The sequence below is a fragment of the Shewanella sp. cp20 genome, from assembly GCF_000832025.1.
Classification (GTDB): Bacteria; Pseudomonadota; Gammaproteobacteria; order Enterobacterales; family Shewanellaceae; genus Shewanella.
In genome coordinates, this window is record NZ_JPII01000029.1 from 103,104 (window position 1) to 123,641 (window position 20,538).

16 protein-coding genes are annotated in these 20,538 nt (G+C 55.2%); 8 read left to right on the forward strand and 8 right to left on the reverse strand.

From position 1 onward, the window contains the following. The first annotated feature begins 45 nt into the window (after nucleotides 1-45). From DB48_RS11620 to DB48_RS11630, 3 genes are all read left to right on the forward strand, one after another. A complete protein-coding gene (locus tag DB48_RS11620) occupies nucleotides 46-468 on the forward strand; it encodes a PACE efflux transporter (RefSeq protein WP_041510557.1) in 423 nt (140 codons plus the stop codon). 186 nt (nucleotides 469-654) lie between these two features. Further along, nucleotides 655-1,365 carry an OmpA family protein gene (locus DB48_RS11625; RefSeq protein WP_082035631.1) on the forward strand — a complete coding sequence of 237 codons (711 nt, stop codon included), beginning with the start codon at nucleotides 655-657 and terminating at the stop codon, nucleotides 1,363-1,365. Between the two features lie 29 nt (nucleotides 1,366-1,394). Then, nucleotides 1,395-2,219 carry a mechanosensitive ion channel family protein gene (locus tag DB48_RS11630; RefSeq protein ID WP_041510444.1) on the forward strand — a complete coding sequence of 275 codons (825 nt, stop codon included), beginning with the start codon at nucleotides 1,395-1,397 and terminating at the stop codon, nucleotides 2,217-2,219. A 91-nt stretch (nucleotides 2,220-2,310) separates the two neighbouring features. On the opposite strand, the gene DB48_RS11635 is transcribed toward DB48_RS11630, so the two are convergent. After that, complete coding sequence (locus DB48_RS11635) at nucleotides 2,311-2,964, reverse strand: trimeric intracellular cation channel family protein (protein WP_041510445.1); 654 nt, start codon at nucleotides 2,962-2,964, stop codon at nucleotides 2,311-2,313. A gap of 304 nt (nucleotides 2,965-3,268) precedes the next feature. Between DB48_RS11635 and ltaE the strand changes: the two genes are divergently transcribed. Beyond that, entirely contained in the window at nucleotides 3,269-4,276 is a 1,008-nt protein-coding gene (ltaE, locus tag DB48_RS11640) for a low-specificity L-threonine aldolase (RefSeq protein WP_041510446.1), read from the forward strand. 93 nt (nucleotides 4,277-4,369) lie between these two features. On the opposite strand, the gene DB48_RS11645 is transcribed toward ltaE, so the two are convergent. The 3 genes from DB48_RS11645 to DB48_RS11655 form a co-directional block, all read right to left on the reverse strand. Continuing rightward, nucleotides 4,370-5,200: a hypothetical protein gene (locus DB48_RS11645; RefSeq protein WP_041510447.1), complete on the reverse strand. Its 831-nt coding sequence runs from the start codon at nucleotides 5,198-5,200 to the stop codon at nucleotides 4,370-4,372. Nucleotides 5,201-5,301: 101 nt separating this feature from the next. Beyond that, nucleotides 5,302-6,939 (reverse strand): alkaline phosphatase, encoded by a 1,638-nt coding sequence (locus DB48_RS11650; protein ID WP_041510448.1) that lies wholly within the window; start codon nucleotides 6,937-6,939, stop codon nucleotides 5,302-5,304. A 14-nt stretch (nucleotides 6,940-6,953) separates the two neighbouring features. Then, a complete protein-coding gene (locus tag DB48_RS11655) occupies nucleotides 6,954-8,450 on the reverse strand; it encodes an alkaline phosphatase (RefSeq protein ID WP_041510558.1) in 1,497 nt (498 codons plus the stop codon). 283 nt (nucleotides 8,451-8,733) lie between these two features. On the opposite strand from DB48_RS11655, the gene DB48_RS11660 reads away from it, so the two are divergent. Further along, entirely contained in the window at nucleotides 8,734-9,102 is a 369-nt protein-coding gene (locus DB48_RS11660) for an acyl-CoA thioesterase (RefSeq protein ID WP_041510449.1), read from the forward strand. Between the two features lie 90 nt (nucleotides 9,103-9,192). Here DB48_RS11660 and DB48_RS11665 read toward each other — a convergent pair whose 3' ends face one another. The 3 genes from DB48_RS11665 to DB48_RS11675 all read right to left on the reverse strand — a co-directional run bounded on the left by DB48_RS11665 (nucleotide 9,193) and on the right by DB48_RS11675 (nucleotide 11,479). After that, entirely contained in the window at nucleotides 9,193-9,399 is a 207-nt protein-coding gene (locus tag DB48_RS11665) for a hypothetical protein (protein WP_041510450.1), read from the reverse strand. Nucleotides 9,400-9,485: 86 nt separating this feature from the next. Beyond that, nucleotides 9,486-10,787, reverse strand: a complete 1,302-nt coding sequence (locus DB48_RS11670) for an NAD(P)/FAD-dependent oxidoreductase (RefSeq protein ID WP_041510451.1) — start codon at nucleotides 10,785-10,787, stop codon at nucleotides 9,486-9,488. 326 nt (nucleotides 10,788-11,113) lie between these two features. Beyond that, nucleotides 11,114-11,479: a hypothetical protein gene (locus DB48_RS11675; protein WP_041510452.1), complete on the reverse strand. Its 366-nt coding sequence runs from the start codon at nucleotides 11,477-11,479 to the stop codon at nucleotides 11,114-11,116. Between the two features lie 465 nt (nucleotides 11,480-11,944). Between DB48_RS11675 and DB48_RS11680 the strand changes: the two genes are divergently transcribed. Further along, nucleotides 11,945-13,102 (forward strand): efflux RND transporter periplasmic adaptor subunit, encoded by a 1,158-nt coding sequence (locus DB48_RS11680; protein WP_041510453.1) that lies wholly within the window; start codon nucleotides 11,945-11,947, stop codon nucleotides 13,100-13,102. 12 nt (nucleotides 13,103-13,114) lie between these two features. After that, nucleotides 13,115-16,228, forward strand: coding sequence for an efflux RND transporter permease subunit (locus DB48_RS11685; protein WP_041510454.1), 3,114 nt, complete (start codon nucleotides 13,115-13,117; stop codon nucleotides 16,226-16,228). Nucleotides 16,229-16,572: 344 nt separating this feature from the next. Here the strand turns inward: DB48_RS11685 and yiaY are convergent, their stop codons facing one another. Continuing rightward, nucleotides 16,573-17,721 (reverse strand): L-threonine dehydrogenase, encoded by a 1,149-nt coding sequence (gene yiaY, locus DB48_RS11690; protein ID WP_041510455.1) that lies wholly within the window; start codon nucleotides 17,719-17,721, stop codon nucleotides 16,573-16,575. 515 nt (nucleotides 17,722-18,236) lie between these two features. On the opposite strand from yiaY, the gene malQ reads away from it, so the two are divergent. Continuing rightward, complete coding sequence (malQ, locus tag DB48_RS11695; RefSeq protein ID WP_052813761.1) at nucleotides 18,237-20,510, forward strand: 4-alpha-glucanotransferase; 2,274 nt, start codon at nucleotides 18,237-18,239, stop codon at nucleotides 20,508-20,510. Nucleotides 20,511-20,538: the final 28 nt, after the last annotated feature.

Sequence of the window (20,538 nt, forward strand, 5' to 3'; positions counted from 1 at the left end):
GTGTCTACCAAGATTGTGCCTACAAAGAATGTGCCTACAGCCAGCATGTCTACAGCAGAGAGAATCCTGCACTCTGTGCTGTTTGAAATATTTGCCCTGGTGCTGGTGGTGCCCATCGCCATCTGGTTTACCGGCCATGGGGTGGCGGAGATGGCCGCCGTGGGCATCGGTCTTAGTCTCTACACAGTCACCTGGAATTACTTCTACAACCTGCAGTTCGATAAGTATTTCGGTGAAGATCGCACCAGGCGCACGCTTAAGCTGCGTGTGCTTCATGCCCTGGGCTTCGAAGGGGGGCTAGTGTTTGTAACCGTGCCCGTGGTGGCCTGGTTTTTAGCCATTTCCATCTGGCAGGCGCTGATGCTGGAAGCGGTTTTCCTGGTGGTGTTTTTCTTCTATGCCATTATCTTTAACTGGCTTTTTGACTGGGCAAGATCTAAGTTTTATGGGCAGCGTGTGGGCTCTTAATGGCTAGACTGGGCTCGGCGGCCAGGTGAAGGCCAGAATGAGAATTAATTTCACTAGATAGATATTCTTATATTGGAGATGCAGGCAGAAGGATATAAAATGTATCCCTGTCTGCATCTTTATATTTGATTGTTTTTCATGCGTTTTGAGACAGCTCTGTTTGAGTGATTGGCATGAGTGACTCCTATGACTGAACTAAGCAAGCTAATGGCGGGTGGTCGCGTAAAGCCCACTTGCCGTGAAATGGGCAGCGCCTTTGTGTTAAAGGTGAGTCAGGGCCTGTTAGGCGCGCTTTGTAGCGTCTGGCTTGCCGGCGCCGTGCTGGCGCAGGGCTGGGTCGATAGGGATCGAGACGGGGTGCCAGACAGTAAAGATGCCTGCCCACACTCGCGCCCCAATGTCGCCGTCGATGCTATGGGCTGTGAGATAAGATCAGAAGAGATGGCATGCATTGCCCCTAAGGGGGCGGCGTCGCAACTGATCGCTTGTGAGGGGGCTGAGCCCGGTAAAAGCGTCGAGCCGGCTAAGCAGACTAGCACGGCTAAGCAAGGTGCGAGTGAGCCTGATGTCCTTAGCGTCTATTTCGCCTTCGGCAGCGCCGAGGTGGGTATCGACCAATGGCCGCCGCTGGCAAAGGTGCATGGCTTTCTAAAGGCGAGCGATGCCAAGTTAACGCTAGTCGGGCACACGGATAACATCGGCAGCGAGGCGGTCAATATGAACCTGTCGCGCCAGCGCGCCGAGCGAGTAAAACAGATTTTTGTACAAGATTATGGCGTTAAGGCACAGAGGCTATCGATAGTCGCCAAGGGTGCCAGCCAGCCCGTGACCAGCAATGATGGTCCTGACGGGCGAGCCTTAAACCGCAGAGTCGAGTTTATAGTTGAGGCCAGATAGTCCTGGTCCATTTTATTAGGGAGCGTTACATGGAAAATTTGGATAAATATATCGAGCAAGCACCTGAGCTGATCGTGACCTATGGTCTTCAGGTGATCTTTGCCATCGTCATCTTCTTTATCGGTAAGTACTTTGCCAAGGTGGCTAAGAACCTTACCACTAAGTTGATGAATAAACGCAAGATCGACAAGACTGTGGTCTCTTTTGTGGCCAACATGGCCTGGGCCCTGGTGTTTGTCTTCACCGTTATCGCGACCCTAGGTCAGATCGGTGTGCAGACCGCTTCTCTGGTTGCCGTTATCGGTGCCGCCGGTTTGGCCGTGGGTCTGGCTCTGCAGGGCTCGCTGTCTAACTTCGCTTCTGGTGTCTTGATGGTACTGTTCCGTCCATGCCGCGTGGGTGACTATATCGAGGCCGCCGGTATCGCGGGTACGGTCGATGAGATCACCATCTTCTCGACTAAGCTTCGCACCCCGGACAACAAGGTGATTGTGGCGCCTAACTCGTCAATCATGAACGGCACCATCACCAACTACTCGGCCATGGAAACCCGTCGTATCGACCTGGTGATCGGTGTCTCTTACGATGCCGACCTTAAGCAGACTAAAGACGTGCTTAAGCAGGTATTGGACAACAACGCCCATATCCTGAAAGATCCAGGCTACACAGTGGCGTTGACCGAGCTGGGGGATTCTTCGGTTAACTTCGTGGTACGTCCATGGGTCAAGGGGAGCGACTACTGGCCAGCCCGTTTCGAGATCCTAGAGCAGATCAAGCTGGCGCTGGATGAGAACAATATCGGTATTCCATATCCACAGATGGATATCTATGTCAAAGAGACCCCGGCGGCTTAAGCCTTAGGTTGATTGACAGCAAAAAGGTCGGCAATTGCCGACCTTTTTTGTGCCTGGATGAAGGCGATGTTTTCAAAGAGCTGGGGTTGTCCTAGTGTACCTGACTGTCCTGATTACCCTGATCCCCGTGTTGATAGTCAAACTTGGGCATGCCCCAGTGGTAGCGAATAGCCAGCATGCGGAAGCTAAAGCCGACGCTCAGGCTGATGGCTAGGTTGACCCACTCGGTGATCTCATAACTGCGCAGCAGCATGTAGAGGCTGGCGGTGGTCAGAGAGACCAGGGCGTAGAGCTCCTTCTTGAAGATCAGCGGCACCTGATTACAGAGGATGTCGCGGATCACCCCGCCGAAGACGCCGGTTACCACGCCCATGACGATGGCCAGAGCCGGGCTAAAACCCAAGAGCAAGGTCTTCTGGGCGCCGACAATGGAGAATACCGCCAGCCCAAGCGCGTCTATGGTCAGAAACAGCTTGGAGAGATAGCGCATCACAGGGGAGATGAGAACGGTCAGCAGGGAGGCGAAGGCGATGGCCAACAGGTAGTGGATGTTCTCGACCCAGATAAGGGGATAGTTGCCCAGGAGAATATCGCGCAGGGTGCCGCCACCGATGGCGGTGGCACAACCTATGATGACCACGCCGAACAGATCCATCTGTTTTCTGCCGGCGCACAGCGCGCCTGTCATGGCCTCGGCCAGTATGCCGATGAGCCAGAGGAGGGTGATAAATTCAGCTTCTTGCATTGTCGATTCAGTCGGGAAAAAAGAGAGCGCATATTGCCAGCCTAAAGCAATAAATGACAGCGAGATTTTTTGAAAAATTCGGATTAGATTTTTTAATTGATCAGCGGGTCGAAATCAGGCTTGTTAGCAGTTTGTTGCCTTTAGCATGGTGTTCCTAGTTTTGCATGGCATTAGTTTCTTCAGGTTAAGCTGGGTTGCGAGTGGCGCCGAATGATAATTTTATCGGCGGGTGCTAGCGAGGGCGGGCGGCGAGGAGTAATATTTGCGCTCGGTGTACCATTTTAAGATGAGTAGGACGGGGAAGATGATTGATTTTCGCAGTGACACAGTGACCCAGCCCACGGCGGCGATGCGCCGTGCCATGGCTGATGCCCAGGTTGGCGATGATGTGTATGGAGACGATCCCAGTGTTAACCGGCTGGAGGCGATGGCGGCAGAGCGTTTTGGCTTCGACAGTGCCCTGTTTACCTCGTCGGGCACCCAAGCCAACCTGCTGGCGCTCATGTCTCATTGTGACCGTGGCGATGAGTATCTCTGTGGTCAACAGGCTCACAACTATAAGTTCGAGGGGGGCGGGGCAGCCGTGCTGGGCAGCATTCAGCCTCAGCCGCTGACCAATCAGGCTGACGGTAGCATCTTGCTGTCAGATATCGAGGCGGCCATCAAGCCGGACGATTTTCATTTCGCCCGTACCCGCCTCCTGAGTCTGGAAAACACCATAGGTGGCAAGGTGTTGCCTCAGTCCTATCTGGCCGAGGCACAGGCGCTCGCCTTCAACAAGCGGCTCAAGATCCACCTCGATGGCGCCAGGGTTGCCAATGCGGCGGTGGCGCAGAATCTGGACATAGCCGATATCACCCAATACTTCGACTCGGTCTCCATCTGCCTCTCAAAGGGCCTGTGTGCGCCCGTGGGCTCGCTGCTGCTCGGTGATGAGCGGCTGATCAACAAGGCGCGTCGCTGGCGTAAGATGCTAGGCGGCGGCATGCGTCAGGCCGGGATATTAGCCGTGGCCGGTGAAATAGCCCTGAACGATCAAGTTGCCCGCCTGGAAATCGACCATGAAAACGCCCGTTATCTGGCCGAGCAGTTAAGCAGCCTGGATGAGTTTGAGGTAGACCTTGGCGAGGTGCAGACCAACATGTTATTTGCTCGCGTGGCCGACGGTGTGGCGATAGACAAGCTTGCCAGGGAGTTAAAGGCCTCTGGTATCCTCATCAGTCCGGGTAAGACGCTGAGGCTGGTGACCCATGCGGATATCAGCCGCGAAGATATCGACCTCTTCATTGATAAGCTCAAGGCGCTGCTCTGAGCGATTAGCCTGGCGAGACAGCCACAGTGAAAGCAACACAGTGAAAGCAAAAAGCCATCCTCAGGATGGCTTTTTTGTTATCAGGTAAACGGCCTAGTGATGGTGGTCATGGCCGCCTTCAAGCTGCTTACCGTCTGCCGAGTAGAAGCCCGAGCTGCCGTGTTGAATAAAGCCCTGGGTGATCATCTTGGCGATAAAAGGGTCTGACTCGCTGTCGCCCACGTCGGCAAAGTCGAGGTCCTGATAGCCTGAGGTTAGCAGGTTGAACTCTTGCTGACTGACAGGGGTGAGCTTAGTGAGTCGGTAGTTAAGCTGCTGGCCGCCCTGGGTAATGGTCAGGCAGGCGGGTAGCGCTAGCTCGCTTATCCAGTCGAGTGCCAAAGATTGCTGCTGGCTCTTACTCGTATGTGAGTATTGCTGCTGGGTAAAACAGGCCTCCTGATGTTGCTCGCCCTTGTCGAATTGGCTCAAGGCGGCTGGAGAGATCAGGTGAAACTGTTTGTCGATATCCGTATGGATATTGAGCGCCAGCAGATCGCTGCGGCGATAGCTTATCGAGCGCTTCTGCTCGGGGAAGTAACGGATATACTCGCCATTTTTCTGCCAGGCCTCATAGCTGACCGGGCCGCGCTGGTAGATGATGGTGTCATCGAAGCGGGTAAGGATGAGCTGGTGGGCTTGAGTCTTATCCTCTGTGCCAGCCGTTACCTGGTAGCTGGCTTGAAAACGACTCGGCTGAGCGGTGCTATCGCAGACCAGTGTGCCTTTGGCAGCATGCTGATGGCCCTTGCTGCCTGACAGGGCGTTTGCCTGGACGTTTGCCTGGGCGTTGGCCATGGCTAAATTTCCCTGCAACAGGGAGCCAAGCAGGGTGCCGGTGACGCCGAGAAGGAGTGAGACTGACTTGAGTGTTGAGCGAGACATAATAGACCTACCGATATTTCTCTTAAAACTAAATAAGCAGCCTGACACCCTGCCTGAAGCTAGGAGGCAGACAAGGGTATCAGGCTGCGGGTCGCTGCGCCTTATTGCGCCGCGGCCGCTTCTGCCTTGCTGACTAGGTCACCGGCAAAGTTCATCACATGGAAGATGTGATTCTGCTCGACCGTACCTTCAATCAGGCTGGCACCCGGGCCACGGGCGAAGATGGCAACGTCTTCACCGGCGTGGGTTTCGCTTCCCAGTGGTACCAGGGCTTCCTGGTGGAAACCGGCGCTCTGGGTGTCGATGTAGTTCAGGTCGACACGGCCAGGCTCGGCGGCGTAGTTGTAACGCTCATCGCCGCCGGTTTCCAGCGAGCCAAAGCCCAGACCGTTGGCATAGCCAACAGTGGTGTATGGCATGCCGTTGGCATCGGTAGAGTTGGTCACTGAGGGCTGACCGTTTGAGTCGTTGCTCTTCACTAGCCCCAGGATTGGGTTACCACGGGTTGGATAGCCTGCGATGGTGAACACATGGCTGTGATCGGCCGTGACCATGAGCAGGGTATCGTTAGCCGAGGTCTTCTCCATGGCCACACGCACCGCCTCAGACAGGGCGATAGTGTCGTGCAGGGCACGGGCCGCGTTACCGGCATGGTGAGCGTGGTCGATACGACCCGCTTCGACGATCAGCACGAAGCCTTTGTCGTTCTTGCTCAGGATGTCGATACTCTTAGCCGTCATCTCGGCCAGTGAAGGCTCGCCTTCGACGCCATCTTCGACTCTGTCATAGTCATATTCCATGTGAGACGAGTTGAATAGACCCAGAGCGTGCTCTGTGGTGTTGGTGTCCATGGCCAGGAAGCCGTCACGGTCGGTGACATAGGCGGCGTTAGGATACTGCGCCATCCATTCGGCGGTCAGGTCGCGACCATCTGCACGCTTACCCGATTTACCCTCAGGATCCACTGTGGTGTTAGGGATGAAGGCGCGGCGACCGCCACCCATGACCACGTTGATCCCCTTACCGTCGTTGAAGTCCAGCATCTGAGCGGCGATATCTTTACAGCCGTTGGCAACGGCTTCGGCCGGCAGGTTGCTGTCTGCTTCCCAGTTACGCTCTGGCACATGGGCATAGGTTGCCGCAGGTGTGGCGTGGGTAATACGGGCGGTCGAGACTACGCCGGTAGACATGCCCGCCATCGCGGCCAGTTCCAATGATGTCACCAGATCCTGGCCTGTGGTCGATGAACACACGCCGCGCTCGACGCCCTCGGCCTGTGAGATCACGCCAACGTCTGTCTTCACACCTGTGACCATGGCGGTCATGGTGCCGGCAGAGTCTGGGGTTTGACCATCGACGTTATAGGTCTTAGCCAGGCCAAGATGCGGCAGGGTCTCGAAAGCGAGTGAGTTCTCTTCACCAGTTTGGCCCTTGAGCTGACCGTCTAAGATGCGCGCCGCCGTTACCGTGGATACGCCCATGCCGTCGCCGACGAACAGTATGATGTTCTTGGCGGCGCCCGCCTCGTTGTTCTTGCTCATGCCCGCGGCCTTAGTGACGCGGTTCTGACCGTCGATATACCACTGGTTGACGCCAGTCCAGTCTTTACCGTTAGTGCCGTTGCTACCGTCGGTACCTGGCGTGCCGGCTGCGCCATCTTTGCCGTTGTCACCGTCGCTACCACAAGCCGCTAGGCCGAGAATGGCTGCTACTGACAGTACAAGTAGTTTCTTATTCATTTTGCTGCTCCCAATTAATACTTAGTACCGCCAAGCGCTTGGGCTTGGTTGATGATGTGGAAAATGACGTTCTGTTCCATCACGCCCTGTACCAGGTTTGCGCCTGGGCCCGTGGCGTGCAGGCTGATATCTTCACCTGCGTGTGTCTCGCTACCCATAGGGATAAGAGACTGCTGCATGAAGTCTTTGTCTTGGGTATCGACTGAAGATAGGTCGTCACGATTACCCACAACGGCGCCAGGACCATTGGTGTAACCTAGGGTGGTGTATGGCTTACCATCCAATGCGGTCGAAACGCTGCCGTCTACGCCATGTACCAGACCAAGGATTGGGTTACCACGCTTTGGATAACCCGCGATGGTGAACACGTGGCTGTGGTCGGCGGTAACCAGGATAAGTGTCTCTTCCGGGTCGGTGTTTTCTACCGCGGCCTTGACGGCGTTAGACAGCTCGACGGCATCAGCCAGGGCGCGCTTGGCGTTGCCCGCGTGGTGACCGTGGTCGATACGACCCGACTCGACGATCAGCAGGTAGCCATTGTCGTTCTTCTTCAACATCTCGATAGATTTCGCTGTCATCTCGGTCAGCGAAGGCTCGCCGCCCACATCATCGGCGCGATCGGCCTCATATTCCATGTGAGATGAGTTAAACAGGCCCAGCAGGTGGTCTGTGGCGGCAACATCGATAGCGTCGAACTCTTCGCTGTTCCACACATAGGCGGCGTTGTCGAAGTTCTCGACCCAGGCCTTGGTCAGATCCAGGCCATCCTTACGCTTACCCTTCTTGTTCTCACCATCGGTCACGGTTTCAGGGATGAAGGCGCGGCGACCGCCACCCAGGGCGACCGTTAGGGCGTTGTCCTTGTCACGCATCACCATCTGATAGGCGATATCTTTACACTCGTTGGCAACCGCCTCGGCTGGCAGGTTGCTGTCTGCTTCCCAGTTACGCTCAGGGCTGTTGGCATAGGTAGCCGCCGGCGTGGCGTGGGTGATACGGGCGGTAGAGACCACACCGGTAGACAGGCCTTTGGCATTGGCCAGATCCACTAGGGTGACCAGCTCATTGCCTTTAGATGACAGGCAGTTGCCACGCAGTGATTGCTCAGAGACTGAGAGTACACCGGCCTTAGACTTAACACCTGTGGCGATGGCTGTCATGGTGCCGGCGCTATCTGGGGTCTGTTGGTTAGTGTTGTAGGTCTTGACTAGGGCGGTATGATCGAACTTCTCGAAGCTTAGGAAGTTCTCTTCACCACCCTGGTTACCGGCCAGCTGCTGGCCCTGGTAGATACGCGCGGCGGTCAGGGTAGAGATCCCCATGCCATCGCCCACAAATAGAATGACGTTTTTGGCCTTTGCTTTGGTTTCTAGTGTGGCCTTGTTTGACACCCGCTCGGCACTTTCCTTATACCAATGGCTGTCTGTCTGAACGCTGGGTAACACGGCGCTGTTGGCGGCCATGGTTACTAGGCTGCAAGAGATCAACGCAGCTAATCTTTTTATCATCATCACTTTCATCATCCGTATTGGGTTGAAGTAAATTGTTCGCTATTTGAGATAAAGCGGCCTGATTGTCAGGTATCCAGATGACAGAATTGGTGAATTAAGATTGCAGTTATATGAAGCTAAGAAGTCGAAACCCTTTTTATGTCTGAGTTAACTTGGTGCACGGGGCACTAAATTAGTGAGTCTTGTGTCGATGGCTTGTTTTTAATTGTCTGTTTTATATAGATTTAGTTTGTTGGTCTGTTTCTTGTAACGCTTTCGTCTGAGTCTATCAGGGAGAGCACAAATGAAATATTACAGTCGACGCTTTATTAAACCCGAACATTTAAATCCGGCTAATGCATTGTTTGGCGGACAGCTTTTAAGTTGGATAGATGAGGAGGCGGCCATCTTCGCGGCCTGTCAGATGAACAGCCAAAGCATAGTCACCAAGATCATCTCGGAAATCAACTTCATGACGCCGGCGCGTCAGGGGGATGTGATCGAATTTGGCCTAGCGCTGATCAGCGCCGGGGTCAGTTCCATCACAGTCTGCTGTGAGGTGCGCAACAAGGTGACCCGGCTACCCGTGGTGACCATAGACAAGATGATCTTCGTTAACGTGGATGAAAACGGTCTGCCTAAGCCCCATGGGATGAGGGCTAATGCTGCTTAATAGTGCTGCTGGCTGAGCTAGAGAATAAAAAAGAGGGCGGACATGCCCTCTTTATCTTTAGCTAAAGGGGCCACTAAGGCCCATGCCGATTTAATTTTCTTTGCTGAGATCTTCTTTAACCGATTTAACCGCGTCGCGCGATGCGTGACCAATTGCCTTGGTGGTGTCTCGGGTGGCGTGGCCGATATCTGTGGTCACTTCCTTGGTGGTGCTACCTATGGTGCGACCGGCTTCTTTAAGATCGGCGCAGGCGCTGAGGGCGCCAAGGATCATAACCGCGCTAATAATTTTTTTCATAATGATCTCATGTTGACGAAAGTTGTCACATTTTAACCCGTTAGCCCGGTAAGCGAAAGCCTCCACCCTTGGAGGCCTTCTAGCCTCTAGTGCAGCTTGAGGTGAGGGTGGATGATACGGCTGATCCCCTTGGCGAACATCAGTAGGCTGCCCTTAAAGATCCCATGAAGTTCAATCAGATGGCGCCGGTAGAGTGAGGTATAGACGAACCTGGCTATCTTGCCCTCGACCAGGACGCCGCCACCGATGAAGGACATCAGGTTACCCACGGTATGGAACTTGGACAGGTTCACCAGGGAGCCGAGATCTTTGTAGAGATACTCCTTGCTGGGCGCCTGGCCGGCTAACATCAGACCTATGTTGTCGGCCGTCATCAGTGCCATCTGCCGCGCCGACTGCCCCCTGGGCGGCACCCAGGAACCATCGGGTTGCGGGCAGGCGGCGCAGTCGCCGATGGCGAAGATGTGGGGATCCCGGGTGGTCTGCATGTTGGGCTTAACCATCACTTGGTTGATCTGATTGCTCTCTAACCCGCCAATCTCACGCATAAAGTCGGGGGCTTTTACGCCGGTCGACCAGATGGTCATGTCGCTGGCGATGATCTGCCCATCTGTGGTGTGCAGGGCATTCTCATCGACCCTATCGATGCGGGTGCCTGTCATCACCCTGACGCCTATCTGATTGAGCTGGGTCGTCACCGCCTGGGAGATCTCCTGCTTCTCCACCTTAGGTAAAATGCGTGAGTCGGCCTCGATCAGGGTCACCTCCAGCAGGCTGGTGTCTATCTTGTAGCCGAAGCCACTGAGCTGCTCGACCGCGTGGTGCATCTCGGCCGACATCTCGACGCCGGTCGCGCCCGCGCCAACGACGGCTATCTTGATCTTGTCGTCCAGCTGGTGGTGGCTGGCATAGCGCATGAACTTGTTCAGCAGCATGGTACGGATCTGCATCGCCTGCTGGGTGTTATCGAGAAACACGCAGTGCTCCCTGACGCCGGGGATGTTAAAGTCGTTGGCGATACTGCCGATGGCCAGCACCAGATAGTCGTAGTCTATGCGGCGGGCGGGCAGGAGTTCGTTGTCCTTGTCGTCTAAGATGGGCGCCAGGATCACCTGCTTATGTTCTCGGTCGATATCTGTCATCGCCCCCTGCTGAAAATGGTAGCCGTGGGCGGCGGCATGGCTGCGGTAGCTGATGGCGTCTATGCCGATATCCAGTGCCCCGGTGGCGACCTCATGGAGCAGGGGTTTCCAGATGTGGCTGTCGGCGCAGTCGATAAGGGTGATCTTGGCCTTGCCCTTACGTCCCAGTTTACGACCTAACTTAGTCGCTATCTCCATTCCACCCGCACCACCGCCGACGATGACGATATTGGCCACTGCACCCATGAGGCTATTGCTCCTATATTCTGCTTAAGTTGATGATTGGCTGGCATTGTTCTGCCAGCAGAATTGTCTCGGTTGGAGAAAAGTGTAAGCTTGAGCCGATATTTTGACAATTAGCCTAAGTTGGCGAGATTAAGTGGGTGAAATAGGTAGTTTTTGCCTTTAACTATTTGTTTTGTAGTTTATTGTGATTTTGCTTTTTGCGGTTTAAGTCGGCGTGCATCACATTTTTGCGCGTCGTAAATGTGATCTGGATTGTTTTGTGAGCAGAAAAGTGTGAGCCAGATCGGGTGGCGATCTGGCTCCTTTAGCTTTGGTTGAGTCGGCGACTAGGCGAGTTTGGCGAGTCGCTGACGATAGTCATCGATCAGGTGCGTCATGATCTCCTGCACCGAGCTGTCTTTGGTGGCATCGTCCATAAAGATCTTAAAGGTGACCAAGATATGGCCATCATTTTTCAGTCGGTCACTCTGCATCGAGAAGTAGGCGCTCTCGCCATCGGCTTCCCTGACGATAAAGCCGTCATGTTCGAAGATGCGGTGGCCGGATCTGTCGTGCCACTTGGTGATGCGATTCAGGCCAATTTCGCATGACTGATTGAATTCGATATGGTTTTGCCAGGTGGTTGGGTGGGCGGGATCCTTAATATGCGGGCATCTGACTGTATAGTTATAGACATGAGAAATGGCTGTCATAAATTACCTTCCTGATTATGGATACAAGGGCCATCATAGGCACTGCATTTCTTTAGGGTCAACAACTATTCGCCTAGTTTGTACCGATTTAGCCGGCCATGGGAGAAGACCCTTGACCTGTTGTAGCACGATAAGAACGGCCATAACCTTGTGCTGTGTCTCATTTTTACGCCCATTTTGCCATCTGCTTAATAAAGCATCAGCTAATAGACAAGTTGCGGACGTTCAGGTGGGGCTAGTTAACATTTACCCTGAGCAAATCTCACTGCACCCTGGCGATAACGCAAGTTGAAAAATATAGAAAATGCCAAATGAGTCAGATAATTGCCCTTGCTATTCCTGGTGAAAGTATTAGCTTGTTACTAACATGATAAGCAGTTGTAAATGACGCTGCCGTCATTCACATCTGTCTGCCGTCTGATCAAAGTTATCCATGAATTGTCGCTTGGCGCTATGGAGGCCCAAATGCTTGGTAGAAACACCTCAATTCTCTCTCGACTCACCCTATTTAGCGCGGCCTTGATGCTGCTGGCCTGTGGCAAGGCGCCGGCTCCCGGGCCAGCCATAATGCCCAGCGTCGTGGTTAATACCGCTCAGGTAAAGGAGATCCGCGCCAAGACGGAGATCGTCGGCCGTACCCGGGCATCGGAAGATGTGGTGATCAAGTCGCAGATCCAGGGCCAGCTGTTAAAGCGTAATTTTGTCGAGGGTGACGATATCGAGGCGGGTGCGCTGCTGTTTGAGATCGATCCCTCCACCTTCGAAGCCGAACTGGCGCAGCAACAGGCGGTGCTCAAGCAGGCCATCGCCTCGCGGGATGTGGCGGTGATGAACTGGGAGCGTGGTCGTCGCCTGTTACCCGACGGCATGATAAGCGCCCAGGATATGGATGAACTCACCAGTCGCAAGTTGACCACGGCCGCCGGGGTGGTGCAGGCCGAGGCCGCGGTCAAGGCCGCCGAACTGCAGCTGAGTTATACCAAGGTTTATGCGCCCATCTCGGGCCGCATCAGTGGTGCCAAGGTGAGCCAGGGGGATATCATCACGCCTCAGTCTGAGCTCGCCAGCCTGGTACAGCTACAGCCCATGTGGGTCAATTTCCAGGTTGCCGAGAAGACCATCATCTCCGCCAAACAGAATTTTGCCAAGGCCGCCAAACATGATGTGGAGCTCTCGGATATCCTGATCCGTTTGCGTCTGCCCAACGGCACCATGTTTGACGAGACAGGCTATATCGACTTTATCAGCAACCGGGTCGACGCCGCCACCGGCACCCTGGAGCTCAGAGCCACCTTCAAGAATGAGAGTAAGCTGATGCTGCCTGGCCTGTTTGTCACCCTGGTCATCGAGTCGCCCGTTAGCGAGCAGGCTATCTTGATCCCACAGGCTGCGGTGCAGGAAGATCAGCAAGGGCGCTTCGTCATGGTGGTCGATAAGGAGAACAAGGTACAGAAGCGGGTGGTCGAGCTGGGCGACAGGTTCGGTGTCGACTGGCGCGTGCTCAGTGGCCTCGATGAGGGGGAGCGTATCGTGGTGGATGGTCTGCAGAAGATCCGTCCGGGTATCGAGGTAAAGGCGGTCGAGCAGCAGGCGGTGCCTTTCCAAGAAGCTAACGATGCCTAATCGGGGGTCATTATGATCAGTGAATTTTTTATTCATAGGCCGAAATTTGCCTTCGTCATCTCGACCGTACTTACCCTGGTGGGCTTGATCTCTATCCCCATCTTGTCGGTGGCCGAGTTTCCCGAGATTGCGCCGCCTCAGGTAAGCGTCAGCACCAGCTACTCGGGGGCCAGTGCCGATATCGTCAAGGACACCATAGCCCAGCCCATAGAGGCGGAGGTCAACGGCGTCGAGGGCATGCTCTACATGCAGTCAAAGAGCGCCAACGACGGTAGCTACTCCCTCAACGTCACCTTCGATGTGGGCACAGACGCCGACATGGCTCAGGTGAAGGTGCAAAACCGGGTGCAGCAGGCGATGCCCAGGCTGCCCGAGGAGGTAAAACGCCAGGGGGTCAAGGTCGAGAAGCAGAGCCCTAACATCCTCATGGTGGTCAATCTGGTTTCCCCCAATGAGACCTTCGATTCCCTGTTTATTACCAACTATGCCGGCCTGAATGTGAAAGATGCCCTGGCGCGGCAGAATGGGGTCTCTAAGGTGCAGGTGATCGGTGCGCTGGATTACGCCATACGTATCTGGCTCGATCCTAACCAGATGGCCAGCTTCGGCGTGACGGCCAACGATGTCATTGCCGCCTTGAGAGAGCAAAATATTCAGGTGGCCGCCGGACGTATCGGCGCTGCGCCGGTGCAGCCGGATCAGCAGTTTCAATATACCCTGCAGACCAAGGGGCGCCTGAAGGATCCCGAAGAGTTTGGTCGGGTGATGATCCGCGCCAATTCAGATGGCTCTAAGGTGATCGTCTCGGATGTCGCCAGAGTCGAGCTGGGCTCCCAGACCTATGATGCCCAGGGTAAGTTGAACAACAAGCCGTCGGCCATCATCTCCATCTATCAGGCGCCGGACGCCAATGCGTTAGAGGTCGCCAAGGCGGTCAAGGCAGAGATGGAAAACCTCGCCAGCCGCTTCCCGGACGATCTCGAATATAAGGTGCTCTATGACACCACGGAATTTGTCGAGACCTCTATAACCGAGGTGGTACAGACCCTGTTTATCTCCATCGCCCTGGTGGTGTTTGTGGTCTACATCTTCCTGCAGGATGCGCGCTCGACCTTAGTGCCGGGGATCGCCATTCCCGTCTCCCTGATAGGTACCTTTGCCTTCTTGCTGCTGTTTGGCATGAGCATCAATACCGTCTCCCTGTTCGCCCTGATCCTGGCTATCGGTATCGTGGTGGATGACGCCATCGTGGTGGTGGAGAATGTCACCCGCCTGATGGAAGACGAAGGCTTGTCGCCTACCGAGGCTACCTCTAAGGCGATGAAAGAGGTGACTGGGCCCGTTATCGCCACCACCCTGGTGCTGCTGGCGGTGTTCGCGCCCACGGCGGTGATGCCGGGGATCACGGGGCAGATGTATGCCCAGTTCTCTGTGACCATCTGTATCTCTGTGCTCATCTCCTCGGTCAATGCCTTGACCCTGAGTCCAGCGCTTTGCGCCTCCTTGTTGAAGCCGCCCAAGAAACACACCAAGGGTTTCCACTATCTGTTTAACACCTATTTTGAGCGCTTTACCGGTCGTTACATGAAGCTGGTCTCCTCCCTGGTGCGTAAGTTGGTGCTGGTGGGCATAGCCTATGCCTGTCTTATCGGCGTAACTGGTGGCATTGCCAAGATTCTGCCGTCAGGCTTCGTGCCCATGGAGGATAAGAAGGCCTTCATGGTGGATATTCAGCTGCCCGATGGTGCCTCGCTCAACCGTACCGAAGAGGTGATGCGGGATCTGGTGAAGCTCACCCTGGAAGAGCCTGGGGTAGAGAACGTCATCCATGCCAGCGGCTTCAGTATTCTGACCGGCTCAGTCTCCTCCAATGGTGGCCTGATGATCGTGACCCTGTCGACCTGGGATGAGCGCGACTCACCCGACATGGTGGAGGCGGCTATCGTCGCCAAGTTGCAGGCCAAGTATGCCGCCAACCCGTCGGTGAAGGCGATGGCCTTCTCCCTGCCGCCTATTCCTGGCGTGGGCAGCGTCGGCGGTTTCGAGTTTGTGCTGCAAGACACCCAGGGGCGTTCGCCCCAGGAGCTCGCCTCTGTGATGCGCGCCTTGATCATGAAGGCCAACGAACAGACGGAAATCGCCATGGCCTTTAGTAATTTCCGTGCCGATGTGCCGCAGATGTATGTGGATGTGGACAGAGACAAGGCCAAGGCCCTGGGGATCTCGCTAAACGAGATCTTCTCCACCATGCAGACCATGCTTGGCTCCATGTATGTCAACGATTTCAACCGCTTCGGTAAGGTGTTTAGGGTAATACTCCAGGCCGAAGGGGAGTTTCGTAATTCCGACAAGGATATCGCCAGCTTCTATGTGCGCTCCGCCAGTGGCGAGATGGTGCCCCTGAGCACCCTGGTCAAGGTCACGCCGATTCTAGGGCCCGATGTGATGAACAGCTATAACATGTTCAGCTCGACCACTATCAACGGCTTCCCTGCGCCAGGCTTTAGTTCGGGCGATGCCATCGCCGCTATGGAGCGGGCGGCGGATGAGACACTGCCGGCGGGCTATAAGTTTGAATGGACGGGGCAGACCTATCAGGAGATCAAGGCCGGTAACTTAGCGCCGTTGATTTTCGGTCTGGCATTGATCTTTACCTATCTCTTCCTGGTAGCCCAGTATGAGAGTTGGAGCATTCCGTTCGCGGTGATGTTGGCGGTGCCCATCGCCATCCTGGGGGCCTTCCTCAACATACTATTGGTGGGGAGCGAACTGAATCTGTATGCCCAGATAGGCCTGGTGCTGCTGATCGGTTTGGCCTGTAAGAACGCCATCCTGATCGTCGAGTTTGCCAAGCAGCTCAGGGAGGAGGGCAAGAGCATACTGGAGGCGGCTGAAACCGCCGCGCGCCTGCGTTTTCGCGCCGTGCTGATGACCGCCTTCTCCTTCCTGCTGGGGGTCTTGCCGCTGGTTATCGCAACGGGTGCCGGCGCGGGAAGCCGCCGCGCCCTGGGTTATTCCGTCTTCGGTGGCATGATGGCGGCGACTTTGGTGGGTACTCTCTTAGTGCCTGTGTTTTACGTCATCATGCAGAAGCTGCGTGAACGTATGAAGGGGGCGTCTGCCTAGGCGGCCTAACTCAGTCGCTGTGTGAAAAGTCAAAGGCTCCTTGTCCAGTAATGGGCAAGGAGCCTTTTGTCGCTAGCTGAATCTTTGCAGGGAAAAAGCGAGCTGCCACCATTTTATAACACATGTATCCTTTCGGACTAGTCCTAAAGTGTGACGCGTGTGAGATTGTTGGTGCAAAGTGCTAGCAGCTAGACAAAATTCTTGTGAAAGATATGTTTTTGCCAGGTAAATTAGTGAAATCGATTGTTTGCCCTTGGCAAACGCGAGACGAAAAAAGGCCCACCTGAGGTGGGCCTTTGGGAATTTCTACTTGCAGGGAGAAATTCGAAACTTATGCGGCGAGTCTATAGCGCGTTGGTAAAGATCTGGCAGATCTCTTCGTGCGTCGCCTGTTTAGGGTTAGTCAGGCCACAGGCATCTTTCAATGCGTTGTCGGCCAGCGTTGGGATATCTTCTGCCTTAACGCCCAGTGTGGTGAGGTTTTCAGGGATCTCCACCGCAACAGACAGTGCCTTGATTGCTTCGATGGCGGCGTTTGCACCTTGCTCATCTGTCATTGCGCTGACATCGACACCCATGGCCTTGGCAACATCCTTTAGACGCGGCGCAGCAACTTGTGCGTTGTAGGCCTGAACGTGCGGCAGCAGCAGGGCGTTACAGACGCCGTGTGGTAGGTCGTAGAAACCGCCTAGCTGGTGCGCCATGGCGTGAACATAACCTAGGCTTGCGTTGTTGAAGGCCATACCCGCCAGGAACTGGGCGTAAGCCATCTGGTCGCGTGCCTCAAGGCTCTGACCGTTTTCAACCGCTTCGACCAGATTACCTTTGATAAGCTCGATCGCCTTGATGGCACAGGCATCGGTAATAGGGTTAGCCGCGATAGAAACATAGGCCTCGACCGCGTGTGTCAGCGCGTCCATACCGGTTGCCGCAGTCAGGCCGGCAGGCTTGAGTAGCATCAGCTCTGGGTCGTTAACCGACAGGATAGGGGTCGTGTGCTTGTCCACGATCGCCATCTTGATGTGGCGAGCCTCGTCTGTGATGATGCAGAAGCGGGTCATCTCACTGGCGGTACCGGCAGTGGTGTTGATGGCGACTAATGGAAGCTGTGGCTTAGCCGACATATCCAGACCTTCATAGTCCTTGATGCTACCGCCGTTAGTGGCAACCAGGGCGATACCCTTGGCGCAGTCGTGTGGCGAGCCGCCACCCAGTGAAACCACGAAGTCACAGTCGTTCGCCTTGAGCAGTTCGAGGCCCGCTTCCACGTTACCCACTGTTGGGTTAGGTTGCACGCCGTCAAACACAGTCGATGTGATGCCCGCCGCGCCAAACTTCTCGACGATCTGACCAACCAGACCAATCTCGACCAGTGGCTTGTCGGTAACGATCAGCGCTCGCTGAAAGCCTAAGGTTTTAATATCACCAATTGCGTCGTCAACAGCATTTTGTCCTAATACGTTGACTGATGGGATAAAAAATTTAGCAGCCATAAAATCACCTTTTTTATGCTTAAAGTTAAAAGTTGTTATCTTTTCTGGTAACTAAAGTACCAATGCGGTTATCGCAAAGGTGTGATCTGCCTCATAAATAGCATCTGTCCAGTCGAAAGCATGGCAAAAACTTAGATCAATACGACTAAATTTGTAAATTTATGACAAATACGAAATTTGACTGATTTTCAATTTCGAAAATCTATCACGGCGACTTTCATCATGTGAAACTCATTCAGATAAACCAAACCACCCGATCATCATCTGTTTGATTTTTGTGCATCGCTTTAGGTCGGTTGCACAATATTTGTGCGGCGCCCAGTCTTTATCAGCGGCCGCTCTGTCTGGCTTGCTCCCTGGCCTGGCCTTAAGCGTGAAGTGTTAAGTGGCTAATTATTATAGATAAATAGAGTTCATCTGATTGACATAAATCTGTCGTCAAGCTGTTACCTGTGCTTGGCATGTTTACTGCTCAAGGAATTAGGGCTGTTTGACTGACTGGCAGGGACAGGGCGATGGGCTTAGAGAAGGGCTTAGAAAAGTTACTCTATTTGCAGGGCGTAGGTGCCAGCTATAGCGACTACTCGGGCCGCATGGTGCACCATAGTCAGGCCGAGCGCCTCGGCATACTGGCCTGCCTGCTGGCTAATTGTACCCAGCCTGAATTTAACCTGGATGATCTCAGCCCAGATGCTTTTGTCGCCGCCAACGGCGAGGCGATTGCAGAGCGCAACTTCGCCCTCGACGCCGCGCCCTGGCAACGACCGCTCGCGGCGTTTCAATTTGCCTGTCTGACGGCGCCAAGCTTTATATTATCTCTACCCAGCGAGATGCAGCGCGATCTTAGGGTGCGTATCGTCACCGAGGGCGGTGCCCAGCTCGAGATGACTATCCCCTTCTCGGCGCTGGAGCGGGTCGGCGACTATTATGACGAGCCGCATCTCTATTACCGTTACCGGGTATCGGTCGCGCCTTATCTGGCACGGGGGCAATCTCTGCCCATGGGCTATCACAAGTTGTGGGTTGGCTTTAGTAAAGGCACGGGCGAGGCCAACACGAACACCAACGCAAACACCAACGCAAACACGCAAGCCAAGGTCATCGACTGGCAAGCCGAGGGGCATCAGGGGATCTGGCTACTGGCACCGCCCAAGGCCAAGCAGCTGCGGGAGACGGATAAACTCTGGGGAGTGAGCATCGCCCTCTATAGCCTGCGCAGCGACAGCCAGTGGGGGATAGGGGACTTTGGCGATCTGGGGGCGTTGATCGCCTGGTTGGCTGGCTATGGCTGTGACTTCATTCAGCTCAATCCGCTTCATGCCCTGGGTGACCCCTTTAATCAGGAAGAGGCCTATATCAGCCCCTATAGCCCGAGCGACAGACGCCGTCTGAACCCCCTCTATATTCATATCGAGCAGGTAGCAGAAGCCGAAGAGATAGCGCCGCTGCGGCAAACACTCGCGCTGGAGCGCGAGCGGCTAAATCGCGACAACTGGCTCGATTATCCCAAGTTGACCCGGCTCAAGTATCGTCTCTTTACCGCCCTTTATCAGGTGTTTAGTCGTGATGTGCTGGGCAGCGGTGGGGCGCGGGAGCAGGCATTTTTGAAATTTGTCGCCCAGGAGGGGGAGGCGCTGAGCCGTTTTTGCCAGTTCGAGGCAGACAAGGCCGCGGCCCAGGGAGAAGCGCTGGCCGCCGATCCCCAGTTGCATCAGTACCTGCAGTTTGTCGCCCATGAGCAGCTGCTCGATTGTCAGCATAGGGCGCTCGCGGCGGGCATGAGCATAGGCCTTATCGGCGACATGGCGGTGGGCGCGCGCGGCGATGGCGCCGAAGTCCACCACAATCAAGGCTGCTACTGCCAGAATGCCAGCATAGGTGCGCCGCCCGATGACTTTGCGCCAAAGGGGCAGAACTGGGGGCTGACGCCACCGGATCCCATCGCCATGGCTCAGTCTGGATTTAGCCATTTCATCGGCCTCATTCGCAGCAACATGCGTTACTACGGTGCGCTGAGACTCGACCATGTGATGGCGTTGCTACGTCTGTGGTGGTGGCCGAGTGAATCCGAAAATGCGTCCGGGGCTTATGTCTACTACCCCATAGACACGCTGCTGGCGATCGTGCGCCTTGAGAGTATGCGCGGTAACTGTGTGGTGATCGGCGAAGATCTCGGCATAGTGCCGGACGAGGTACGCGCCAAACTCAGCGACGGCGGCATCTATGCCAATGAACTCTTCTACTTCTGTAAACAGGGCGAAACCTTCAAGTCACCAAAGGAGCACAGGCGCGACAGCCTGATGATGCTGGCCAACCACGACGTGCCGACGCTGCTGGCCTGGTGGAGTCAAAGCGATCTGCATCTCAAGCGCCAGCTCGAGCTCATCGACAGCGATGAGGCGCTGGAGCAAGCCCTCGAGCGGCGCGACGGCGAGCGTCAGCAGCTACTGGCCTGGCTCGAGGCCAACGGCGAAGCGGGCTCGCTGGAAGACGACTATCTGCAGCTGCTAAGTGGCTGGGTGGCGGTGGCGGCGCGCTCCAATTCACGTCTCTTTAGCGTTCAACTGGCGGATCTCTGCTGCGAGCGACACGGGGTCAATATCCCCGGGACTTGGCAGGAATACGCCAACTGGCAGCGACGACTGCCCTATAGCCTGACCAGCCTGAGACAGTCGCCATCGATCAAACGCCTGCTGCGACGCATCGTCGAGGGGCGCAGCTCGGCCGAGGCCAGCGACCAATATTGCCGGGCAGGCGATTGCCATCGTCAGCCTATTTTTAGTCGATAACAGACCTATGACACAGACAAGCAAAGGG

Coding starts and splice junctions, on each gene's coding strand:
- DB48_RS11620 (WP_041510557.1), top strand. CDS start 46: ATGTCTACAGCAGAGAGAATCCTGCACTCTGTGCTGTTTGAAATATTT.
- DB48_RS11625 (WP_082035631.1), top strand. CDS start 655: ATGACTGAACTAAGCAAGCTAATGGCGGGTGGTCGCGTAAAGCCCACT.
- DB48_RS11630 (WP_041510444.1), top strand. CDS start 1,395: ATGGAAAATTTGGATAAATATATCGAGCAAGCACCTGAGCTGATCGTG.
- DB48_RS11635 (WP_041510445.1), bottom strand. CDS start 2,964: ATGCAAGAAGCTGAATTTATCACCCTCCTCTGGCTCATCGGCATACTG.
- ltaE (WP_041510446.1), top strand. CDS start 3,269: ATGATTGATTTTCGCAGTGACACAGTGACCCAGCCCACGGCGGCGATG.
- DB48_RS11645 (WP_041510447.1), bottom strand. CDS start 5,200: ATGTCTCGCTCAACACTCAAGTCAGTCTCACTCCTTCTCGGCGTCACC.
- DB48_RS11650 (WP_041510448.1), bottom strand. CDS start 6,939: ATGAATAAGAAACTACTTGTACTGTCAGTAGCAGCCATTCTCGGCCTA.
- DB48_RS11655 (WP_041510558.1), bottom strand. CDS start 8,450: ATGATGATAAAAAGATTAGCTGCGTTGATCTCTTGCAGCCTAGTAACC.
- DB48_RS11660 (WP_041510449.1), top strand. CDS start 8,734: ATGAAATATTACAGTCGACGCTTTATTAAACCCGAACATTTAAATCCG.
- DB48_RS11665 (WP_041510450.1), bottom strand. CDS start 9,399: ATGAAAAAAATTATTAGCGCGGTTATGATCCTTGGCGCCCTCAGCGCC.
- DB48_RS11670 (WP_041510451.1), bottom strand. CDS start 10,787: ATGGGTGCAGTGGCCAATATCGTCATCGTCGGCGGTGGTGCGGGTGGA.
- DB48_RS11675 (WP_041510452.1), bottom strand. CDS start 11,479: ATGACAGCCATTTCTCATGTCTATAACTATACAGTCAGATGCCCGCAT.
- DB48_RS11680 (WP_041510453.1), top strand. CDS start 11,945: ATGCTTGGTAGAAACACCTCAATTCTCTCTCGACTCACCCTATTTAGC.
- DB48_RS11685 (WP_041510454.1), top strand. CDS start 13,115: ATGATCAGTGAATTTTTTATTCATAGGCCGAAATTTGCCTTCGTCATC.
- yiaY (WP_041510455.1), bottom strand. CDS start 17,721: ATGGCTGCTAAATTTTTTATCCCATCAGTCAACGTATTAGGACAAAAT.
- malQ (WP_052813761.1), top strand. CDS start 18,237: ATGGGCTTAGAGAAGGGCTTAGAAAAGTTACTCTATTTGCAGGGCGTA.